Origin of the sequence: Enterobacter sp. V87_3 (genome assembly GCF_029967835.1) — a bacterium.
In the GTDB taxonomy this organism is placed as follows: Bacteria; Pseudomonadota; Gammaproteobacteria; order Enterobacterales; family Enterobacteriaceae; genus Enterobacter; species Enterobacter cancerogenus.
In genome coordinates, this window is record NZ_JASCAM010000028.1 from 116,604 (window position 1) to 137,394 (window position 20,791).

Here is a 20,791-nt window from a genome sequence, read left to right on the forward strand (position 1 = left end):
AAATCATGCTCACCCGCTTGCGAGAAATAGTCGAAAAGGTGGCCAGTGCGCCTCGCCTCAACGAGGCGTTGAATATTCTGGTCACTGACATCTGTCTTGCGATGGAAACCGACGTCTGTTCGGTGTATCTGGCCGACCATGACCGACGCTGTTATTACCTGATGGCGACCCGTGGTTTAAAAAAACCACGTGGCCGTACCGTCACGCTTGCGTTTGATGAAGGCATCGTTGGGTTGGTTGGGCGCCTCGCTGAACCTATCAACCTTGCCGATGCGCAAAAACACCCCAGCTTCAAATACATCCCCTCCGTTAAAGAAGAGCGTTTCCGCGCATTCCTTGGCGTACCTATCATCCAGCGTCGTCAGCTGCTTGGCGTACTGGTGGTTCAGCAGCGCGAGCTTCGACAGTACGATGAAAGCGAAGAGTCGTTTCTGGTTACGCTGGCAACGCAGATGGCGGCGATCCTGTCGCAGTCTCAGCTGGCTGCGCTCTTTGGTCAGTATCGCCATACGCGCATACGCGCGCTCCCGGCCTCGCCTGGTGTAGCGATTGCGGAAGGCTGGATGGATGCGACCCTGCCGCTGATGGAGCAGGTGTACGAGGCCTCTACGCTTGACGAAGCGCTCGAACGTGAACGCCTTACCGCTGCGCTGGAAGAGGCGGCGAACGAGTTTCGTCGCTACAGCAAGCGTTTTGCGGCAGGTGCGCAAAAAGAGACGGCGGCCATCTTTGACCTCTACTCCCACCTGCTTTCCGATGCGCGTCTGCGGCGTGAACTGTTTGCCGAAGTTGATAAAGGCGCGGTCGCGGAGTGGGCAGTAAAAAAGGTTATCGAAAAGTTTGCCGAGCAGTTTGCGTCATTAACGGACGGGTATCTTAAGGAGCGCGCGGGGGATTTACGCACGCTGGGGCAGCGACTGCTGTTCCATCTCGACGATACCAATCAGGGCGCAAATGCCTGGCCTGAACGCTTTGTGCTGGTGGCCGATGAGCTGTCGGCAACGACGCTGGCTGAACTGCCGCAGGACAGGCTCGCGGGCGTTGTCGTGCGCGATGGCGCGGCTAACTCCCATGCGGCCATCATGGTCCGTGCGCTGGGCATCCCGACCGTGATGGGCGCGGATATCCAGCCCTCAGTCCTGCACAGGCGCACCCTGGTTGTGGACGGCTATCGCGGTGAGCTGTTAGTCGACCCGGAACCGGTGCTGCTTCAGGAATATCAGCGGTTAATCAGTGAAGAGAACGAATTAAGCAAGCTGGCGGAAGACGACGTCAACCTGCCCGCGCAGCTCAAAAGCGGCGAGCGCGTCAAGGTGATGCTCAACGCGGGCTTAAGCCCTGAACACGAAGAGAAGCTTGGCAGCCGTATCGACGGCATTGGCCTGTACCGCACCGAAATTCCTTTCATGTTGCAGAGCGGCTTCCCCTCCGAAGAGGAGCAGGTGGCGCAGTACCAGGGCATGCTGCAGATGTTTAACGACAAACCGGTGACGCTGCGTACCCTGGATATTGGTGCCGATAAGCAATTGCCGTACATGCCGATCAGCGAAGAGAACCCGTGCCTGGGCTGGCGAGGGATCCGCATTACGCTCGATCAGCCGGAGATCTTTCTGATCCAGGTCCGTGCGATGCTGCGCGCCAATGCGGCGACGGGAAACCTCAGCATTTTACTGCCGATGGTGACCAGCATCGATGAAATCGACGAGGCCCGTCGGTTGATTGAGCGCGCGGGGCGTGAAGTCGAAGAGATGATCGGCTATGCAATCCCTAAACCCCGGATTGGCGTCATGCTCGAAGTCCCGTCGATGGTCTTTATGATCGCACAGCTGGCCAATCGCGTTGATTTTATCTCCGTCGGCACTAACGATTTAACCCAGTACATTCTGGCCGTCGACCGTAACAACACGCGCGTAGCCAGTATTTACGACAGCCTCCATCCGGCTATGCTCCGAGCCCTGGCAATGATCGCCCGTGAGGCCGAGCAGTATGGCCTCGATCTGCGTCTGTGCGGTGAGATGGCCGGCGATTCGATGTGTGTGGCGGTGCTGATCGGCCTGGGCTATCGTCACCTGTCGATGAACGGTCGTTCCGTTGCCCGCGTAAAATACCTGTTACGCCACATCGATTTTGACGATGCGCGGGAGCTGGCAGCACGCAGTCTCGACGCGCAACTGGCAACTGAAGTACGCCACCAGGTTGCGGCCTTTATGGAGCGACGCGGTATGGGCGGCCTGATCCGCGGCGGCCGCTAGCGGCTATCGTCCCTCTTCCTGTGGGGGAGGGGCGTCATCCAGGTATCGGTGCGCACAATACTCTATACACATCTTTTACATCTCAGGCGCATCCACCTGGGCTGCCTTATGCTATTATTCGCAACCTTGGAGCACCTGCCAGTGGCGGGAATGCAATTCTACCGCTGTCCACTTTCAGCGGAATAACAACATCTTGTGGTGACAGATGAACAGTGGTTATCTGCATTTTCCGGAATTTGATCCGGTCATTTTTTCAGTAGGACCTGTAGCGCTTCACTGGTACGGACTGATGTACCTGGTCGGTTTTATTTTTGCCATGTGGCTCGCAGGGCGTCGCGCTAATCGTCCGGGTAGCGGCTGGACGAAGAACGAAGTCGAGAACCTGCTGTATGCGGGCTTCCTTGGTGTGTTCCTGGGTGGGCGCATCGGCTATGTTCTGTTCTATAACTTCCCGGTTTTCCTGAGCGATCCCCTCTATCTGTTCCGCGTCTGGGACGGCGGCATGTCCTTCCACGGCGGCCTGATTGGCGTGATCTTAGTGATGCTCATCTTTGCCAAACGCACCAAGCGTAACTTCTTCCAGGTGGCTGATTTTATTGCGCCTCTGATCCCGTTTGGGCTGGGCGCGGGTCGTCTGGGTAACTTCATCAACGGTGAGCTTTGGGGGCGTGTCGATCCGAGCGTGTCGTTTACGATGCTGTTCCCGGGTTCGCGTGCAGAAGACCTGGCGCTGCTGCCGTCTCACCCTGAATGGCAATCCATTTTCGATACCTACGGCGTTTTGCCGCGCCACATGTCCCAGCTCTATGAACTGGCGCTTGAAGGCGTAGTGTTGTTTATCATTCTTAACCTGTTCATCCGCAAACCACGCCCAACGGGGGCGGTTTCTGGCCTGTTCCTGATTGGCTACGGCGCGTTTCGTATCATCGTCGAGTTCTTCCGCCAGCCGGATGCGCAGTTTACCGGCGAATGGGTACAGTACATCAGTATGGGGCAGATCCTCTCCATTCCGATGATTGTCGCGGGTGCCGTTATGATGATCTGGGCCTACCGCCGTCGTCCACAGCAACAACTTTCCTGAGGAACCATGAAACAGTATCTTGAATTGATGAAAAAAGTGCTCGATGAGGGCACGCCAAAAAATGACCGCACCGGCACCGGGACGCTCTCTATTTTTGGCCACCAGATGCGCTTCAACCTGCAGGAAGGTTTCCCTCTGGTGACGACGAAGCGCTGCCATCTGCGCTCGATCATTCATGAACTGCTCTGGTTCCTGCAAGGCGACACCAACGTAGCGTATCTGCACGAAAACAACGTCTCCATCTGGGACGAATGGGCCGATGAGAATGGCAACCTCGGGCCGGTTTACGGCAAGCAGTGGCGGGCATGGCCTACCCCTGACGGCCGCCATATCGACCAGATCACCACCGTAATGAACCAGCTGAAAAACGATCCGGACTCTCGCCGTATCATCGTTTCTGCCTGGAACGTGGGTGAACTGGACAAAATGGCGCTGGCACCGTGCCACGCGTTTTTCCAGTTCTATGTGGCGGACGGTAAGCTCTCCTGCCAGCTTTATCAGCGCTCCTGCGACGTGTTCCTCGGCCTGCCGTTTAACATCGCCAGCTACGCGCTGCTTGTGCACATGATGGCGCAGCAGTGCGATCTGGACGTGGGTGATTTTGTCTGGACGGGCGGGGACACCCACCTGTACAGCAACCACATGGATCAAACGCATCTTCAGCTGAGCCGCGAACCGCGTGCGTTGCCGAAACTGGTCATCAAACGCAAACCTGAATCGATCTTCGATTATCGTTTCGACGATTTCGAGATTGAAGGTTACGACCCGCACCCGGGTATCAAAGCCCCGGTTGCAATCTGATGCGGTAAATCGTTACACAGCCGGCGCTTTTCAGCGCCGGTTTTTTTTCGTCCTCAATGCCTTTTACGAGGCGCATTCCGCAACCGTTGCAATCCGTTGCAAAAGACAAAAAACACCTGAAAGCGGCTCGCAAACTTCACATCCGTCCCTCGTTAAATATCTCTACCGTCGTCACACTCCCGGCATGAAAAATGAGAACGGCTTTACGCTGATTGAAACACTGATTGCCCTTACGCTTGTGGTGATCCTGAGCGCTACAGGGCTTTACGGCTGGGACTGCTGGCAACGCCAGCAGCGGCTATGGCAAACCGCAGGGCAGGTGCGCGATTACATGGTGTTTTTGCGTAACGATGCTAACCGCCATAACCGCGACCACCTGATCACGCTTCAGCGGGATGAAAACAGAAACTGCCTGGTGAGTTCCACCGTAATGGATTGCGAAAGCGGTGGTCCCTTCGTGATGGTGCCGCTCTGGCCTGAGGTCGTCATCAGCGAGATAACACCGTCGCTGGGGTTCTTTGGGCTGAGAGATACCGCCTGGGCCGGGCGGGTAGGGGTGAAAAGTCGCGCGGGTGAGTGGCTGATTATTATCTCAAACGGAGGACGAATCAGAATGTGTAATGCGGCAGTTCAGGGAGCGTGTCGATGAACCAGAGCGGCTTTTCGCTTACGGAGATGCTGATGGCTATGGCTATCAGCAGCATTTTGTTGATCAGTACATCGCGTTTTTTGCCGGCGCTACACCGCGCGGTTTTGCTGCAATCCGGGCAACAGGAGCTTGAGGAGGAGGTCTGGCAGCGTCTGTTTTCCATCGGTAAGCAGCTTCAGCGGGCGGGCTACTGCGCAGGAAATTGCCAGGGAACGGGGCTGACCATTGGCCGACAGGGCAGTTGTGCCATCGTAAAATGGGATGCCAACAGCAATGGGGTCTGGGACGTGTCCTCCTCTGAAAACGACAGCACCGGATTTCGCCTGGAGTCGGGCGCGCTGGAAACGCTGCGCGGGGCGACCAGCTGTGAAGGGCGAGGATGGGAAAAGCTTACCGATCCAGACCGGATTGCGATCCAGCAGTTAAAAGTAAGCAAAGTGGAACACGCCGGTTTTGCGCCGGAACTGACTGTTGAGCTGGTTGCCCTTCGGCAAGGCGCGTTAGCCGCGCCGTTTGCCGCGCGCTATACCGTCACGGGATTCAATCTGTGAACCGTCAGCAGGGAATGTCGTCGTTGGCGCTGGTCGTGCTTTTGCTGGTACTCGGCACCCTGATCCTGACCGGCCTCAGTCAGCAGCTTGATAGCCTTAGCGCCCTGGTCGGGGGCGAGACCCGCTCGCTTCGGGAGCAGATGGCCGCACAGTCAGCGCTGGAATGGGGGCGGATGCAGAACTGGGCCTTGCAGCCCGGGGTGCAGTGTAAAGCGAACAAAGACTGGCATGTCTGTTTGCGATTGTTGAACGAGGGGCGCGTTTTGTTGATAGCCGGTAGCGATGACACGCTGCTATGGCGCGCTGGAGAGATAACAGACGGGCGCATACATTTTTCCCCTCACGGCTGGAGCGATTTCTGCCCGCTTAAGGAGAGTGCACTATGTCAGTTACCCTGAGCAGACAAAAAGGGTTTAGCATGGTCGAAGTCCTGCTGGCGATGATGCTGCTGGTCATTATTGTGACGGCGCTATCGGGTTATCAGCGGGTGCTGGCGACGCGCTATTCGGCACTGAATCAGACCCGCCAGCTTTGGCACCATGTCTGGAATTTGTCGCAGCTCTCAACCTTTACGTCACCGACTGGCTGGCAGGCGAGCCGAATGCAGACAACGCGGTCCGGATGTGTCAGCATCACGGTCTCACTTATTTCTCCTCTGGGGCGACGCGGCGAAATAACACGTCTGCATTGCCCGGTTAGTCAGTAGTCTGGAGCGTTTATGTTAAGGGTCTACCACTCAAATCGTCTTGATGTGCTGGAAGCACTGATGGAATTTATTGTCGAGCGCGATCGCCTCGACGATCCTTTTGAGCCTGAAATGGTGCTGGTGCAAAGTACCGGTATGGCGCAGTGGCTGCAAATGTCCCTCTCGCAGAAGTTTGGCATTGCGGCGAACATCGACTTTCCGCTGCCCGCGAGCTTTATCTGGGAGATGTTTGTTCGCGTGCTGCCCGACATCCCTGAGCAGAGCGCCTTCAACAAACAGAGCATGAGCTGGAAGCTGATGACCCTGTTACCGGATATGCTGACGCACGATGAATTCACGATGCTGCGTCACTATCTCAATGACGATACCGATAAACGCAAGCTGTTCCAGCTGGCCTCACGTACCGCCGATCTGTTTGACCAGTATCTGGTGTACCGTCCTGAGTGGCTGACGGCCTGGGAAGCCGGTGAAAGGGTGGAGGGCTTACCCGACGCGCAAATCTGGCAGGCACCACTCTGGAAAGCGCTGGTGGAACACACGGAGAAACTCGGCCAGCCAAAATGGCACCGTGCCAACCTGTACCAGCGTTTTATTTCGATCCTTGAACGGGCTACCGAGCGTCCGGCCCGTCTGCCGTCGCGGGTGTTTATCTGCGGAATATCCGCCCTTCCGCCCGTGTACCTGAATGCACTGCGAGCGCTCGGCCAGCATATTGATATCCACATTCTTTTTACTAACCCCTGCCGCCACTACTGGGGGGATATTCAGGATGCCCGCTGGCTCGCCCGGTTAGTCACCCGGCAACGTCGCCGCCTTTTTGAAGAACGCAGCGTTCCCCTGTTTAAAGACAGCGCAACCGCCGCGCAGCTCTTCGATGAAGACGGCATGCAAAACTTGCCCAATCCGCTGCTTGCCTCCTGGGGAAAACTCGGGCGCGACTATATTCATATGCTCTCCGACATCACCTCTTCTGGCGAAGGGGATGTGGATGCCTTCGCAGAGATTGCGCCGGACAGCCTGCTGCACAACATCCAGATTGATATTCTGGATCTGGAAAACCGCGCCGTCATGGGGATCTCGTCAGAGGAATTTGTTCGCAGCGACGGTAAACGTCTGCTGGATCCGGACGACCGAAGCATCACCGTGCACGTTTGCCACAGCCCGCAGCGAGAGGTTGAGATCCTTCATGACAGGCTCCTGGCGATGCTGCAGGATGACCCGACCCTGACGCCGCGCGACATCGTGGTTATGGTGGCGGATATCGACAGCTACAGCCCGTTTATTCAGGCCGTATTTGGCAGCGCCACGGGCGAGCGGTATCTGCCGTACGCCATTTCTGACCGCCGTGCGCGCCAGTCGCATCCTGCCTTGCAGGCTTTTATCAGCCTGCTCTCACTTCCGGACAGCCGCTTTATTTCTGAAGACGTGCTGGCGCTGCTGGATGTCCCGGTCCTGGCGGCCCGTTTTGACGTTAACGAAGAGGGGTTGCGCTACCTTCGCCAGTGGGTGAATGAGTCCGGCGTTCGCTGGGGGCTGGACGATGACAACGTTCAGGAGTTCGAGCTTCCGCCGACGGGCCAGCACACTTGGCGGTTTGGCCTGACGCGTATGCTGCTGGGCTACGCGATGGAGAGCCACCACGGTGAGTGGAACGAGGTGCTCCCCTACGATGAATCCAGCGGTCTCATCGCTGAGCTGGTGGGCCATCTTGCCTCGCTGCTGATGCAGCTTAACCGCTGGCGTCGTGAGCTAATGCAGCCTCGCCCGCTTGTCGAGTGGCTTCCCGTCTGCCGCGAAATGCTTAATGCTTTCTTCCTGCCGGACGACGAAACAGAAGCCGCGATGGCGCTCATTGAAAAACAGTGGCAGGCCATCATCGAAGAGGGGGTCAATTCACACTACTCCGAGGCGGTTCCGCTGTCGCTTCTGCGCGATGAACTGACGCAACGCCTCGATCAGGAGCGGATCAGCCAGCGGTTCCTGGCCGGCCCCATCAATATTTGTACCCTGATGCCCATGCGTTCGATCCCCTTCCGCGTGGTTTGCCTGCTGGGGATGAACGACGGGATCTATCCGCGTGCGCTGCCGCCGCTGGGGTTTGATTTGATGAGCGCTCAGCCGAAGCGGGGTGACCGCAGCCGCCGTGACGACGACCGCTACCTGTTCCTGGAAGCGCTCATCTCGGCGCAGAGCAAGCTCTACATCAGCTATATCGGGCGCTCGATTCAGGACAACAGCGAACGCTTTCCCTCTGTGCTGGTACAGGAACTGGTGGATTATATCGGGCAGAGCCACTATCTGCCGGGTGACGAAGCCCGCAACTGTGACGAAAGTGAACGGCGCGTGAAAGATCATATTACGTTTCACCACAGCCGCATGCCGTTTGACCCGGTTAACTACGCCAGGAATGAACAGCAGAGCTATGCCCAGGAATGGCTCCCGGCGGCGAAACGAGAAGGCACGGCACACACCGATTTTATTCAGGAGCTGGAGCCCCGCTTAATTGACACCCTGACGTTCGAGCAGCTTTCGCGTTTTTGGGCGCACCCGGTACGGGCATTTTTCCAGCAGCGCCTGCAGGTCAACTTCCGCTCTGAAGAGAGTGAAATCCCCGATGCGGAACCCTTTACTCTCGATGGGCTGGAACGTTACCAGCTTAACCTTCAACTGCTGAATGCCCTGGTTGACGAGGAAGATGCCCAACTGCTTTATCGCCGCTACCGTGCTGCGGGACAACTGCCTTATGGCGCGTTTGGTGAGATTGTCTGGGATACGCAGTGCCAGGAGATGACGACTCTGGCGGAGCGCGTGATTGCATGCCGACAACCCGGACAAAGTATTGAGATCGATCTCGACTGTAACGGCGTGCAACTCACCGGCTGGCTGACCCATGTGCAGTCTGATGGCCTGCTGCGCTGGCGGCCCTCCATGCTCAGCGTTTCACAAGGTTTGCAACTCTGGCTCGAACATCTTGTCTACAGCGCAGAGGGTAATCAGGGAGAGAGCCGGTTATTCCTGCGTAAAGACGGTGAGTGGCGCTTCCCGCCCATGGAGGCTGAGCAGGCGCTGGCGTATTTATCGTTGTACATTGAAGGCTACCGGCAGGGAATGAACAAACCGTTGCTGCTACTGCCAGAAAGTGGTGGGGCGTGGATAAAAGCCTGTTACGACGCGCAGAATGATGCCATGTTAACGGACGAGGCCTCCTTGCAAAAAGCGCGGAGTAAATTTTTGCAGGCCTACGAAGGAAACATGATGGTACGCGGTGAAGGTGACGATGTCTGGTATCAGCGCTTATGGAGAACGCTTGAGCCAGAATTCTTTGACGCCATCACGCAGGAGGCACAGCGCTACCTGTTACCGTTGTTTAAATTTAATCAGTCCTGACGGCTGTATAAAAATTGCGCTGATTTTGGCGTTCATTTATTATGCAGCTCTTATCACGGAGTGATGTACCAAAAGAAAGAGATGCTGGCGTGTCCAGCACGCAGTTTGTTAATGATGTAGCCGTGATAAAGAGGTCGTAATGCCAGGCAGCACCTTGTTTAAAGCGTTTGTATTGTTTGTCGCCCTCTGGGCCCCCTTCACTCAGGCAGATTCCGGTTGGCAACCCATCCAGGAAACGATTCGCAAAAGCGAGAAAGATACCCGCCAGTATCAGGCCATTCGCCTTGATAACGGGATGACCGTGCTGCTGGTTTCCGATCCCCAGGCGGTGAAATCGCTCTCTGCACTGGTGGTGCCGGTTGGGTCTCTGGAAGATCCTGAGGCGCACCCGGGTCTGGCTCACTATCTTGAACACATGACGCTGATGGGGTCGAAAAAGTACCCGCAGCCGGATAGCCTGTCAGAATTCCTGAAAATGCATGGCGGCAGCCATAACGCCAGTACGGCACCTTATCGCACGGCGTTCTACCTTGAAGTGGAAAATGATGCGCTGGCAGGGGCGGTGGACCGCCTCGCTGACGCTATCGCCGCGCCGCTACTGGATAAAAAATACGCCGACCGCGAACGAAACGCGGTGAATGCGGAATTGACCATGGCCCGCACGCGCGATGGCATGCGCATGGCGCAGGTCAGCGCTGAAACCATCAACCCGGCGCACCCCGGCGCGCGCTTTTCCGGTGGTAACCGTGAGACGTTAAGCGATAAGCCGAACAGCCCCGTGCTCAAGGCGCTGCATACGTTTCGCGATAAATATTACTCAGCCAACCTGATGAAAGCCGTCATCTACAGCAACAAGCCGTTGCCTGTGCTGGCGAACATGGCGGCCCAGACCTTTGGCCGGGTGCCGAATAAAAATATCGATCTGCCGCAGATTAACGTGCCGGTGGTAACCGACGCGCAAAAGGGGATCGTGATCCACTACGTGCCGGCACTGCCGCGTAAGGTTCTGCGCGTTGAGTTCCGTATCGATAACAATACCGCCCAGTTCCGCAGTAAAACCGATGAACTGGTGACCTATCTTATCGGTAACCGCAGCCCTGGTACGCTCTCTGACTGGCTGCAAAAGCAGGGGCTGGTCGAGGGGATCCGTGCCGACTCCGATCCGGTGGTAAACGGCAACAGCGGTGTGCTGGCGATTTCCGCAACCCTGACCGATAAAGGCCTCGCGAACCGCGATGAGGTGGTTGCTGCGATCTTCAGCTATCTCTCTTTGCTGCGTGAGAAAGGGGTGGATAAACGTTACTTTGATGAACTGGCGCATGTGCTGGATCTCGATTTCCGCTATCCCTCGATTACGCGTGACATGGACTATGTTGAATGGCTCGCCGATACCATGATCCGCGTGCCGGTGGCCCACACACTTGATGCTGTCAACATTGCTGACCAGTACGACGCCGGGGCGTTAAAAGCACGTCTGGCGATGATGACCCCGCAGAACGCGCGTATCTGGTATATCAGCCCGAACGAACCGCACAACAAAACGGCCTACTTCGTGGATGCGCCTTATCAGGTTGATAAGATCGGCGAGGAGACCTTTGCGAAGTGGCAGAAGCAGTCCGCCGGGATTGCCCTGGCGTTGCCGGAGCTTAATCCCTACATCCCGGACGACTTCACGCTGATTAAGACCACCAAAGCTTATCCGCATCCGGAACTCATTGTTGATGAGCCAACGCTGCGCGTGGTTTACACCCCAAGCCGCTATTTTGCGAGCGAACCGAAAGCCGATGTCAGCGTTGTGCTGCGCAACCCGAAGGCGATGGACACGGCCAGAAATCAGGTGATCTTTGCGCTTAATGACTATCTGGCGGGTGTCGCTTTAGACCAGCTTAGCAATCAGGCCGCCGTGGGGGGTATTAGCTTCTCAACCAATGCCAACAACGGTCTGATGCTTAACGCTAACGGCTACACCCAGCGTTTGCCGCAGCTGTTCCAGGCGTTGCTCGAAGGCTATTTCAGCTATACGCCAACCCAGGAGCAGCTTGAGCAGGCCAAGTCCTGGTATGCGCAGATGATGGATTCCGCGGAGAAAGGCAAAGCCTACGAACAGGCGATCATGCCGCCGCAGATGCTGTCGCAGATCCCCTATTTCCAGCGGGATGAACGCCGCGCGCTGCTGCCCTCCATATCATTAGACGATGTGCTGGCGTACCGGGCGTTACTGAAAACCAACACCCGGCCCGAGTTCCTGATTGTGGGGAATATGAGTGAAGAGGCCGCGAAAACCCTGGCGCAAAATGTGCGTACCCAGTTGGGGTCGAAAGGCGAGGTGTGGTGTCGCAATCAGGATGTGCTGGTTGAGAAAAAACAGAATGTGATTTTCGAAAAAACGGGTGGCAGTACGGATTCCGCGCTGGCTGCCGTCTTTGTGCCAACGGGATATGACGAATATGCCAGCTCTGCGCAGAGCGCCGTGCTGGGGCAAATTATCCAGCCGTGGTTCTATAACCAACTGCGCACCGAAGAACAGCTCGGCTATGCGGTCTTTGCGTTTTCGATGAACGTAGGGCGTCAGTGGGGCCTCGGGTTCCTGTTGCAAAGCAGTGATAAGCAACCGGCCTATCTCTGGCAGCGCTATCAGGCCTTCTTCCCGCAGGTCGAAGCGAAGCTGCGCGCCATGAAGCCGGACGAGTTTGCCCAGATCCAGCAAGCCGTTATCGCACAGGTTATGCAGTCGCCGCAGACGTTGGGTGAAGAAGCCTCACAGCTGAGCAAAGATTTCGATCGCGGTAATATGAAGTTTGATTCGCGTGATAAAGTAGTGGCCGAGATAAAACAGCTGACCCCTCAGAAGGTTGCGGATTTCTTCCATCAGGCGGTGGTCAAACCGCAGGGAATGGCTATCCTGTCTGAGGTTTCCGGCAGCCAGAGCGGGAAAGCAGAATTCGTTGACCCGAAAGGCTGGAAAGTCTGGAAGAGCATCAGCGCGCTGCAACAATCTATGCCCTGGAGTAAGAAAGAATGACCGATACCGCTGAGTCCCTTGATCCCTTACGTTTGCCGCTACAGGGTGAACGATTGATTGAAGCCTCAGCGGGAACGGGAAAAACCTTCACCATCGCCGCGCTTTACCTTCGCCTGTTATTGGGGCTGGGCGGCAATGCCGCGTTTCCACGCCCGTTAAGCGTGGAAGAGCTGCTGGTAGTGACATTCACCGAGGCCGCCACCGCCGAGCTGCGCGGCCGTATTCGCGCCAACATCCATGAGCTGCGCATCGCCTGCCTGCGCCAGACCACGGATAACCCTCTCTATGCGAGTCTGCTCGAAGAAATTGCTGATAAGCAGCAGGCGGCCCAATGGCTGCTGTTAGCCGAACGGCAAATGGACGACGCCTCCGTCTTCACCATCCACGGTTTTTGTCAGCGCATGTTGAGCCTGAATGCCTTTGAATCCGGCATGCTGTTTGAACAGCAGCTCATCGAAGATGAGTCGGAGCTTCGCTATCAGGCCTGTGCGGATTTCTGGCGTCGTCACTGTTATCCGTTACCGCGCGATATTGCAGAAGCGGTGCATGCTTTGTGGAAAGGTCCGGAAGATCTGCTGCGCGCCATTGGCCGCTACCTGCAGGGTGAAGCACCGGTGATCAAATCCCCGCCGCCAGCAGATGAAACGCTGGCCTCGCGTCATGAAAAGATCATCGCGCAAATAGTCGGATTAAAGCAGAAGTGGAATGAGTCCGTTGGCGATATCGATGCGATCATTGAAAACTCGGGTATCGACAGGCGCAAGTTCAATCGCGGTAATCAGGGCAAGTGGATCGAGAAGATCAGCGCCTGGGCGCAGGAAGAGACGCGGGGCTATCAGCTCCCGGACGCGCTGGAGAAATTCTCTCAGCGCTTCCTTGCGGAGCGGACCAAAGCCGATGGCATTGTGCCTGAACACCCCTTATTTGTTTCCATTGAGGCGCTGCTGGCTGAGCCGCTCTCGCTCAATGACCTGATTATTACCCGCGCGATGGCTGAAATTCGCGACGCTGTGGCGCGGGAGAAACGCCGACGGGGCGAACTCGGATTTGACGATATGCTGAGCCGGCTGGACGAGGCGCTACGCAGCGAAAATGGCGAAGCGCTGGCTCACGCTATCCGTACCCGTTTTCCGGTGGCGATGATTGATGAATTTCAGGATACCGATCCCCAGCAGTACCGTATTTTCCGCCGCATATGGCGACAGCAGCCTGAAACCGCACTGCTGCTGATCGGCGATCCCAAACAGGCTATTTACGCTTTTCGCGGGGCGGATATTTTCACCTATATGAAGGCACGCAGTGAAGTCGAGGCGCACTATACGCTCGATACCAACTGGCGCTCCTCTCCCGGCATGGTTGAAAGCGTCAATGCGCTGTTTGAACGGATGGACGCGGCGTTTATGTTCCGGGAAATTCCCTTTAAGCCGGTAAAGTCCGCCTCGAAGAATGCCGATCTGCGTTTTGAATATAACGGCGCGGTGCAGCCTGCCATGCGTTTTTGGTTGCTGGACGGTGAAGGCTACGGCGTGGCTGACTATCAAACCGCGATGGCGCAGCACTGTGCCGCGCAAATCCGTGACTGGCTGAGCGCAGGTTCGCGTGGCGAAGCGCTGCTGTGGAAGGGGGAGAACGCCACGCCGGTTAAAGCCTCTGATATCACGGTGCTGGTGCGCAGCCGTCAGGAGGCGGCGCTGATCCGCGATGCGCTTACGCTGCTCACGATTCCTTCTGTTTATCTCTCAAACCGCGACAGCGTATTCGACACCCTGGAAGCGCAGGAGATGCTATGGCTGCTGCAGGCGGTGCTGGCGCCTGAACGTGAAAGCACGCTTCGCAGCGCGCTGGCGAGCTCTATGCTGGGGCTTAATGCCCGCGACATTGACGCACTCAATAACAATGAAACCGCGTGGGATGCTGTGGTGGACGAGTTTGTTCATTACCGTGAGCGCTGGCAAAAACGCGGCGTGATGGCGATGCTGCGTGAACTGATGGCGCAACGCCGTATTGCGGAGAATCTGCTGGCGACGGCAGGGGGAGAGCGCCGCCTGACGGATATCCTGCACATCAGCGAACTGCTGCAGGAAGCAGGTTCTCAGCTGGAAAGCGAACACGCCCTGGTGCGCTGGCTGTCGCAGCAAATTGCCGATCCGAACAGCAACGCGTCAAGCCAACAGATGCGCCTTGAAAGCGATAAGCATCTGGTGCAAATCGTCACCATTCACAAATCTAAAGGGCTGGAATACCCGCTGGTCTGGCTGCCGTTTATCGCTAACTACCGCGTGCAGGATCAGGCGTTTTATCACGATCGTGAGACCTTTGAGGCGGTGCTTGACCTCAGCAAAGCCGAAACCAGCGTGGAGCTGGCAGAAGCCGAACGGCTGGCGGAAGATCTGCGTCTGCTGTACGTGGCGCTTACCCGTTCCGTCTGGCACTGCAGCCTGGGGGTTGCGCCGCTCTTTCGCCGCCGGGGTGAAAAAACAGGCGAGACGGATTTCCATTTGAGCGCCCTGGGGCGGCTTATCCAGCGCGGTGAACCGAAAGATGCGGCTGGGCTGCGTCAATGTATTGAATCGCTCTGCGGCGACCATATCGCCCTGCATGTCCCCGAGCTTCCCGACAATCGTCGCTGGCATCTACCTGAGCAGGCCGAGCCTGATCTCAACGCCCGGCCGATTGTCCGAACCGTTGCGGACGACTGGCGGGTAACCAGCTACTCAGGCTTACAGCAGCACGGCCAGAGCATTGCTCAGGATCTGATGCCGAAGCTGGATATCGACGCGGCGGGCGTCGGCGAGGTGCCTGTCGAGCCTGTACTGACGCCGCATCAGTTCCCGCGCGGCGCGTCGCCCGGTACGTTCTTGCATAGCCTGTTTGAAGAGCTGGATTTCACGCAGCCGGTATCGGAGGCGTGGGTGGAAAAGATGTTGCAAAGCGGCGGCTATGAGGCGAAGTGGCAGCCCGTGTTGACCGAGTGGGTCAATGCCATCCTGCAGGCGCCGCTGACGGAAGAGGGTATCTCTCTGAGCCAGTTGACGGCCAAAGATAAACAGGTGGAGATGGAGTTTTACCTGCCTATCGCCAGCCCGCTTAGGGCTGAGGCGCTTGATGCGCTGATCCGCGAATACGATCCGTTGTCTGCCGGGTGCCCGCCGCTCAATTTCCGCCAGGTTCAGGGGATGCTGAAAGGGTTTATTGACCTTGTGTTCCGCCATCAGGGGCGTTACTACCTGCTTGATTACAAATCGAACTGGCTGGGTGAAAACAGCGACGCCTACACCCAACAGGCCATGGCTTCTGCTATGCAGATGCATCGTTATGACCTGCAATACCAGCTCTATACCCTGGCACTGCATCGTTACCTGCGCCATCGCATGGCGGATTACCGCTACGAAGACCATTTTGGCGGCGTTATCTATCTCTTCCTGCGTGGCGTGGACCCGGCTAACCCGAGTTCCGGCATCTTCAGTACGCGGCCTGACGCGATGCTGATTGAAAAGATGGATACCCTTTTTGCCGCAACCCAGGAGGAGATGGCATGACGATGCAGGAACGGCTGCTGGATGCCGTAGAACAACGCGTATTACGCCCGCTGGACGTGCAATTTGCCATGCTGGTTGCGGATGCCCATCCCGCCGTGATGCTGGCGGCGGCGCTCCTGAGCAAGGATGCGGGCGAGGGACACGTCTGCCTGCCGGTTTCACGTCTCGCCATTGATGAGAAAATGCCCCCGGTGTTGCAGGCCTGTTTTGCCCTGCTCGACGAGACGCTGGACTGGCAGAGCACGCTGACAAATTCTCCGGCGGTCGGCTGCGGGGATCGTCATACGCCGATGATCCTGATAAGCGATCGCTTATACCTCAACCGCATGTGGCGCAATGAACTCACGGTCGCGCAGTTTTTCAGTGAGACGAACGCCCCGTTGCCGTGTGATGAAGGCCAGCTGCGGGAAACGCTTGATACCCTGTTTCGCTCCAGTGACGCAGTCGACTGGCAGAAAGTGGCCGCGGCTGTGGCGTTAACGCGACGGATATCGGTGATTTCAGGTGGGCCGGGAACGGGCAAAACTACCACCGTGGCGAAGCTGCTCGCCGCGTTGATCCAGCTTGCGGGCGAACAAAAATGCCGTATACGCCTGGCGGCACCAACCGGCAAAGCCGCCGCGCGCCTGACGGAGTCTCTTGGCGGCGCGCTGAAAAAGCTGCCGCTGACGGACGATCAGCTTGCCCTGTTCCCCAGTGAGGCCAGTACGCTGCACCGTTTACTGGGCGCGCAGCCTGGTAGCCAGCGCCTGCGTTACCATGCCGGAAACCCGCTGCATCTGGACGTGCTGGTGGTGGATGAAGCCTCAATGATTGACCTGACGATGATGTCGCGTCTGATTGATGCGCTGCCATCCCATGCGCGCGTCATCTTCCTCGGCGATCGCGATCAGCTTGCCTCGGTTGAAGCGGGGGCGGTGCTGGGCGATATTTGCACCTATGCAAGCCTGGGTTATACCGAGGCGCGCGCAAAAGAGCTGTCGCGCCTGACGGGCTGCCCGCTGAACGGTGAGCCCTCCGCTCAGGCCGGCGCGCTGCGCGACAGCCTGTGCCTGCTGCAAAAAAGCTATCGTTTTGGCAGCGAGTCCGGCATTGGTCAACTCGCGGCGGCGGTGAACAACGGCGATCGCCATACCACGCGCGGTGTGTTTGACGGGACGTTCACCGATATCGAGAAAAAGTCACTGCAAACCGGGGAAGAGTACCAGGCGATGCTGAATGACGCCCTGCTGGGCTATCAGCATTTCCTGCGAGGTGTGCAGCAGAAAAGCACGCCGGAGGAGGCTATCGCGGCGTTCGGCGAATACCAGCTTCTGTGCGCTCTGCGGGAAGGCCCGTTTGGCGTGGCTGGGCTGAACGAAAGGCTAGAGCAGCTGATGGCGCAAAAGCGCAAGATTAACCGTTCGCCGTATTCGCGCTGGTATGAGGGAAGACCGGTGATGATTTCGCGTAATGACAGCGCCCTGGGCCTGTTTAACGGCGATATTGGCATTGCGCTGGACCGTGGGCAGGGGCTACGCGTCTGGTTCCAGATGCCGGATGGTAGCGTCAAGTCCGTGCAGCCAAGCCGTCTTCCTGAACACGAAACGGCATGGGCAATGACGGTGCATAAATCCCAGGGCTCTGAGTTCAACCATGCGGCGCTGATCCTGCCAACCCAGCTTTCGCCGGTGATCACCCGCGAGCTGATCTACACCGCCATAACCCGCGCGCGCCAGCGGCTCTCGCTGTATACCGATGACCGCATTCTGGTGCAGGCGATTGCCACGCGTACCGAGCGCCGAAGCGGTTTAAGCAGGATATTCGACGGCGCGTAAGCGACAGCCCTCACCGGAAGGTGAGGGCAGAATCTTAGCCCAAATCGGCCATTAGCACCTTCGAACGGCGCTGGTAGTTGTACATCTCTTTCTTACTTTCCGGCAGTGAATCGATATCCACCGGCGTGAAGCCGCGTTCCTGGAACCAGTGAATGCTGCGCGTGGTCAACACGAACAGCTTACTCAGGCCAATCTGGCGCGCCTGCGCCGCCACGCGTTCCAGCAGCATTTCGCCGCGTGAGGAGCTGCGATAATCTGGATGCACGGCAACACAGGCCATCTCGCCGATCTTTTCTTCCGGGAAGGGGTAAAGCGCAGCGCAGGCGATGGTCAGGTTGTCGCGCTGAATAATGGTGAATTTGTCGATCTCCATCTCCAGTTGTTCACGGGAACGGCGCACCAGAATACCCTGCTGTTCCAGCGGGCGGATTAGTTCCAGAATGCCGCCGATATCGTTGATGGTGGCGCGGCGGATCTGCTCGGCGCTCTCCATCACAATCTGCGTACCAATGCCGTCCCGGGAGAATAGCTCCTGCAGCAGGGCACCGTCTTCCTGGTAGCTAATAAGGTGGCTGCGGCGAACGCCGCTGCGACAGGCTTTTACCGCGCCGCGCAGAAACCGAACGGTACCGGAGTAGTAATCGCCTTCGGCTTCGAGCGCTTCAACGCGGGCCTGGGCCTCATTCGGGAAGAGTTCCGGCACGATTACCCCTTCATCGTTAACAACGCCCTGCGAGGAGCAAAACCCAATCATTTTTTCCGCCTTCAGTTTGATGGCCAGTTGGGTGGCAATCTCTTCTGAAGTGAGGTTGAAACTTTCGCCCGTCACGGAGACGGCAACCGGCCCCAAAAGCACGATAGCGCCGCTATCCAGCTGGCGGTGGATCGCTTCCTCGTCGATGCGGCGAATACGCCCGCTGTGACAATAATCCACACCGTCATCCACGCCGAGAGGCTGGGCAATGATAAAGTTGCCGCTCACAACGTTGATATGCGCCCCCTGCAGCGGCGTATTGTTGAGGCTCATGGACAGGCGTGCGGTGATATCCAGCTGCAGCAGCCCGGCAGCCTGTTTGACCAGTTCAAGGGTTTTGGCGTCGGTTACGCGCGTGTTCTTATGGTAGATCGGCTCATGATGGTGCGCCGCAAGGTTGGTATCAATTTGCGGGCGGGCGCCATAGACCACGACCAGCCGAATACCCAGGCTGTGCAGCAGGCCAATGTCGTTAACGATGCTGGAAAAGTTTTCGTGCTCGATGGCTTCGCCGCCCAGCATGATGACAAACGTTTTTCCCCGATGGGCGTTGATATAAGGAACAGAATGGCGAAATCCCTGAACCAGTTCCGTTCTGCGTTCCTTTACCATGGCACAACCTTAATGAATGTTTATTCGTAATTTCTGTATTTTTATTCGATTATGGCCGGATGCGCAAGCCTAAATTTTCCGCGATCCAAAGAAATGGGTAAGTAATCCGTGCGTTAACGTATGATTGTTTACCCTTTTATAGATGACAGTTTATGCGTCATTCGTTAAAGTTTTCGGTCAATTTGGACGTTTGGTTCATTTATCAGATTTCTTGCTCGGGAGAAGCATGTCGGGATCCAATTCAGCAATAAGTCGCCGCCGCTTGTTAAAAGGGGCCGGGGCAATGTGGTTGCTCAGCGTCAGCCCGGTAGGTCTTGCCGCCACCAGTCAGGTTGTCGCGGTGCGCGTCTGGCCGTCGTCGACCTACACACGTGTAACGGTCGAGTCCAATCGCGTGCTTAAGTATAAGCAATTTGCCCTCAGCAACCCCGAGCGTGTGGTGGTGGATCTCGAAGGCGTGAACCTCAACTCCGTGTTGAAAGGGATGGCGGCGCAGATCCGCGGTGACGATCCCTTTATTAAATCGGCGCGCGTGGGGCAGTTCGATCCACACACCGTGCGTATGGTGTTTGAGCTGAAGCAGAACGTGAAGCCGCAGCTGTTTGCACTGGCGCCCGTTGCGACCTTTAAAGAACGTCTGGTAATGGATCTTTATCCGTCTAATGCCACGGACATTCAGGATCCGCTTCTCGCGTTGCTTGAGGATTACAACAAGGGCGATCTCGAACGCCAGGTTCCGCCAGCGCAAAGCGGGCCAAAACCGGGCAAAGCGGGGCGCGACCGTCCTATTGTGATCATGCTCGATCCCGGTCACGGTGGCGAAGACTCCGGCGCGGTGGGGAAATACCACACGCGAGAAAAAGATGTGGTGCTGCAAATTGCTCGCCGCCTGAAGGCGTTAATCGACAAAGAAGGCAACATGCGGGCCTACATGACGCGTAATGAAGACGTGTTTATTCCGCTCAAAGTCCGCGTGGCGAAAGCGCAAAAGCAGCGCGCGGATCTGTTCGTGTCGATCCACGCCGATGCCTTTACCAGCCGCCAGCCGAGCGGATCCTCGGTCTTTGCTCTGTCAACGAAAGGGGCGACCAGTACCGCCGCGCGTTACCTGGCCGACACGCAGAACGCCTCTGACCTGATCGGTGGGGTAAGCAAAAGTGGCGACCGCTACGTCGACCACACTATGTTCGATATGGTGCAGTCGCTGACCATCACGGACAGCCTGAAGTTTGGCAAGGCGGTACTGGGCAAGCTGGGCCACATCAATAAGCTGCATAAAAACAGCGTTGAGCAGGCCGGGTTCGCGGTGCTAAAAGCCCCGGATATTCCGTCTATTCTGGTCGAAACCGCGTTTATCAGTAACGTGGAAGAGGAGCGTAAGCTCAAGACCGCAAAATTCCAGCAGGAAGTGGCCGAGTCGATTCTGGCGGGAATAAAAGCCTATTTCTCTGACGGGGCGACGCTGGCGCGTCGTGGATAGTGCTGCACGCCGGGTTATCGCCCGGCCGTTTCATAAACTGCAGATACAAAAAAACACCCTTGAGGGTGTTTATTGTTTTAGAAGTATTGGTTGCGGGGGCCGGATTTGAACCGACGACCTTCGGGTTATGAGCCCGACGA

The 20,791-nt window shown here is 57.1% G+C and carries 13 protein-coding genes; 12 read left to right on the forward strand and 1 reads right to left on the reverse strand.

Going from position 1 to position 20,791, the window contains the following annotated elements; translation table 11 throughout:
- Window positions 1–5: 5 nt before the first annotated feature.
- The 11 genes from ptsP to recD all read left to right on the forward strand — a co-directional run bounded on the left by ptsP (window position 6) and on the right by recD (window position 17,805).
- On the forward strand, window positions 6–2,252 hold the full coding sequence (ptsP, locus tag QLG21_RS17475) for a phosphoenolpyruvate--protein phosphotransferase (RefSeq protein WP_006178310.1): 2,247 nt from the start codon (window positions 6–8) through the stop codon (window positions 2,250–2,252).
- Between the two features lie 205 nt (window positions 2,253–2,457).
- Window positions 2,458–3,333 carry a prolipoprotein diacylglyceryl transferase gene (lgt, locus tag QLG21_RS17480; RefSeq protein ID WP_006178309.1) on the forward strand — a complete coding sequence of 292 codons (876 nt, stop codon included), beginning with the start codon at window positions 2,458–2,460 and terminating at the stop codon, window positions 3,331–3,333.
- 6 nt (window positions 3,334–3,339) lie between these two features.
- Window positions 3,340–4,134: a thymidylate synthase gene (gene thyA / locus QLG21_RS17485; protein ID WP_006178308.1), complete on the forward strand. Its 795-nt coding sequence runs from the start codon at window positions 3,340–3,342 to the stop codon at window positions 4,132–4,134.
- Between the two features lie 184 nt (window positions 4,135–4,318).
- Window positions 4,319–4,783, forward strand: a complete 465-nt coding sequence (locus QLG21_RS17490) for a prepilin peptidase-dependent protein (protein WP_282484879.1) — start codon at window positions 4,319–4,321, stop codon at window positions 4,781–4,783.
- Entirely contained in the window at window positions 4,774–5,334 is a 561-nt protein-coding gene (locus QLG21_RS17495) for a prepilin peptidase-dependent protein (RefSeq protein WP_282484880.1), read from the forward strand. The genes QLG21_RS17490 and QLG21_RS17495 overlap by 10 nt, the downstream gene beginning before the upstream one ends.
- On the forward strand, window positions 5,331–5,732 hold the full coding sequence (locus QLG21_RS17500) for a DUF2509 family protein (RefSeq protein ID WP_282484881.1): 402 nt from the start codon (window positions 5,331–5,333) through the stop codon (window positions 5,730–5,732). Before QLG21_RS17495 ends, QLG21_RS17500 begins: the two co-directional genes overlap by 4 nt.
- Window positions 5,717–6,040: a prepilin-type N-terminal cleavage/methylation domain-containing protein gene (locus QLG21_RS17505; protein ID WP_006178301.1), complete on the forward strand. Its 324-nt coding sequence runs from the start codon at window positions 5,717–5,719 to the stop codon at window positions 6,038–6,040. The genes QLG21_RS17500 and QLG21_RS17505 overlap by 16 nt, the downstream gene beginning before the upstream one ends.
- 12 nt (window positions 6,041–6,052) lie before the next feature.
- Window positions 6,053–9,427: an exodeoxyribonuclease V subunit gamma gene (gene recC / locus QLG21_RS17510; RefSeq protein WP_202561072.1), complete on the forward strand. Its 3,375-nt coding sequence runs from the start codon at window positions 6,053–6,055 to the stop codon at window positions 9,425–9,427.
- A gap of 139 nt (window positions 9,428–9,566) precedes the next feature.
- The gene (gene ptrA, locus QLG21_RS17515) at window positions 9,567–12,449 is read left to right on the forward strand and encodes a pitrilysin (protein ID WP_282484882.1); all 2,883 of its coding nucleotides are present in this window, start codon (window positions 9,567–9,569) and stop codon (window positions 12,447–12,449) included.
- A complete protein-coding gene (recB, locus tag QLG21_RS17520) occupies window positions 12,446–15,988 on the forward strand; it encodes an exodeoxyribonuclease V subunit beta (protein WP_282484883.1) in 3,543 nt (1,180 codons plus the stop codon). The genes ptrA and recB overlap by 4 nt, the downstream gene beginning before the upstream one ends.
- Window positions 15,985–17,805 carry an exodeoxyribonuclease V subunit alpha gene (recD, locus tag QLG21_RS17525; RefSeq protein WP_058608548.1) on the forward strand — a complete coding sequence of 607 codons (1,821 nt, stop codon included), beginning with the start codon at window positions 15,985–15,987 and terminating at the stop codon, window positions 17,803–17,805. The genes recB and recD overlap by 4 nt, the downstream gene beginning before the upstream one ends.
- A gap of 34 nt (window positions 17,806–17,839) precedes the next feature.
- On the opposite strand, the gene argA is transcribed toward recD, so the two are convergent.
- A complete protein-coding gene (argA, locus tag QLG21_RS17530; protein WP_137849874.1) occupies window positions 17,840–19,171 on the reverse strand; it encodes an amino-acid N-acetyltransferase in 1,332 nt (443 codons plus the stop codon).
- A gap of 226 nt (window positions 19,172–19,397) precedes the next feature.
- Here argA and amiC point away from each other — a divergent pair, with 226 nt between their 5' ends.
- On the forward strand, window positions 19,398–20,651 hold the full coding sequence (amiC, locus tag QLG21_RS17535; RefSeq protein WP_058608547.1) for an N-acetylmuramoyl-L-alanine amidase AmiC: 1,254 nt from the start codon (window positions 19,398–19,400) through the stop codon (window positions 20,649–20,651).
- Window positions 20,652–20,791: the final 140 nt, after the last annotated feature.

Excerpts from the sequence above, each read along its gene's own strand:
- argA (WP_137849874.1), bottom strand. The coding sequence starts at position 19,171 with ATGGTAAAGGAACGCAGAACGGAACTGGTTCAGGGATTTCGCCATTCT.
- QLG21_RS17505 (WP_006178301.1), top strand. The coding sequence starts at position 5,717 with ATGTCAGTTACCCTGAGCAGACAAAAAGGGTTTAGCATGGTCGAAGTC.
- ptrA (WP_282484882.1), top strand. The coding sequence starts at position 9,567 with ATGCCAGGCAGCACCTTGTTTAAAGCGTTTGTATTGTTTGTCGCCCTC.
- amiC (WP_058608547.1), top strand. The coding sequence starts at position 19,398 with ATGTCGGGATCCAATTCAGCAATAAGTCGCCGCCGCTTGTTAAAAGGG.
- recB (WP_282484883.1), top strand. The coding sequence starts at position 12,446 with ATGACCGATACCGCTGAGTCCCTTGATCCCTTACGTTTGCCGCTACAG.
- ptsP (WP_006178310.1), top strand. The coding sequence starts at position 6 with ATGCTCACCCGCTTGCGAGAAATAGTCGAAAAGGTGGCCAGTGCGCCT.
- lgt (WP_006178309.1), top strand. The coding sequence starts at position 2,458 with ATGAACAGTGGTTATCTGCATTTTCCGGAATTTGATCCGGTCATTTTT.
- QLG21_RS17490 (WP_282484879.1), top strand. The coding sequence starts at position 4,319 with ATGAAAAATGAGAACGGCTTTACGCTGATTGAAACACTGATTGCCCTT.
- recC (WP_202561072.1), top strand. The coding sequence starts at position 6,053 with ATGTTAAGGGTCTACCACTCAAATCGTCTTGATGTGCTGGAAGCACTG.
- recD (WP_058608548.1), top strand. The coding sequence starts at position 15,985 with ATGACGATGCAGGAACGGCTGCTGGATGCCGTAGAACAACGCGTATTA.
- thyA (WP_006178308.1), top strand. The coding sequence starts at position 3,340 with ATGAAACAGTATCTTGAATTGATGAAAAAAGTGCTCGATGAGGGCACG.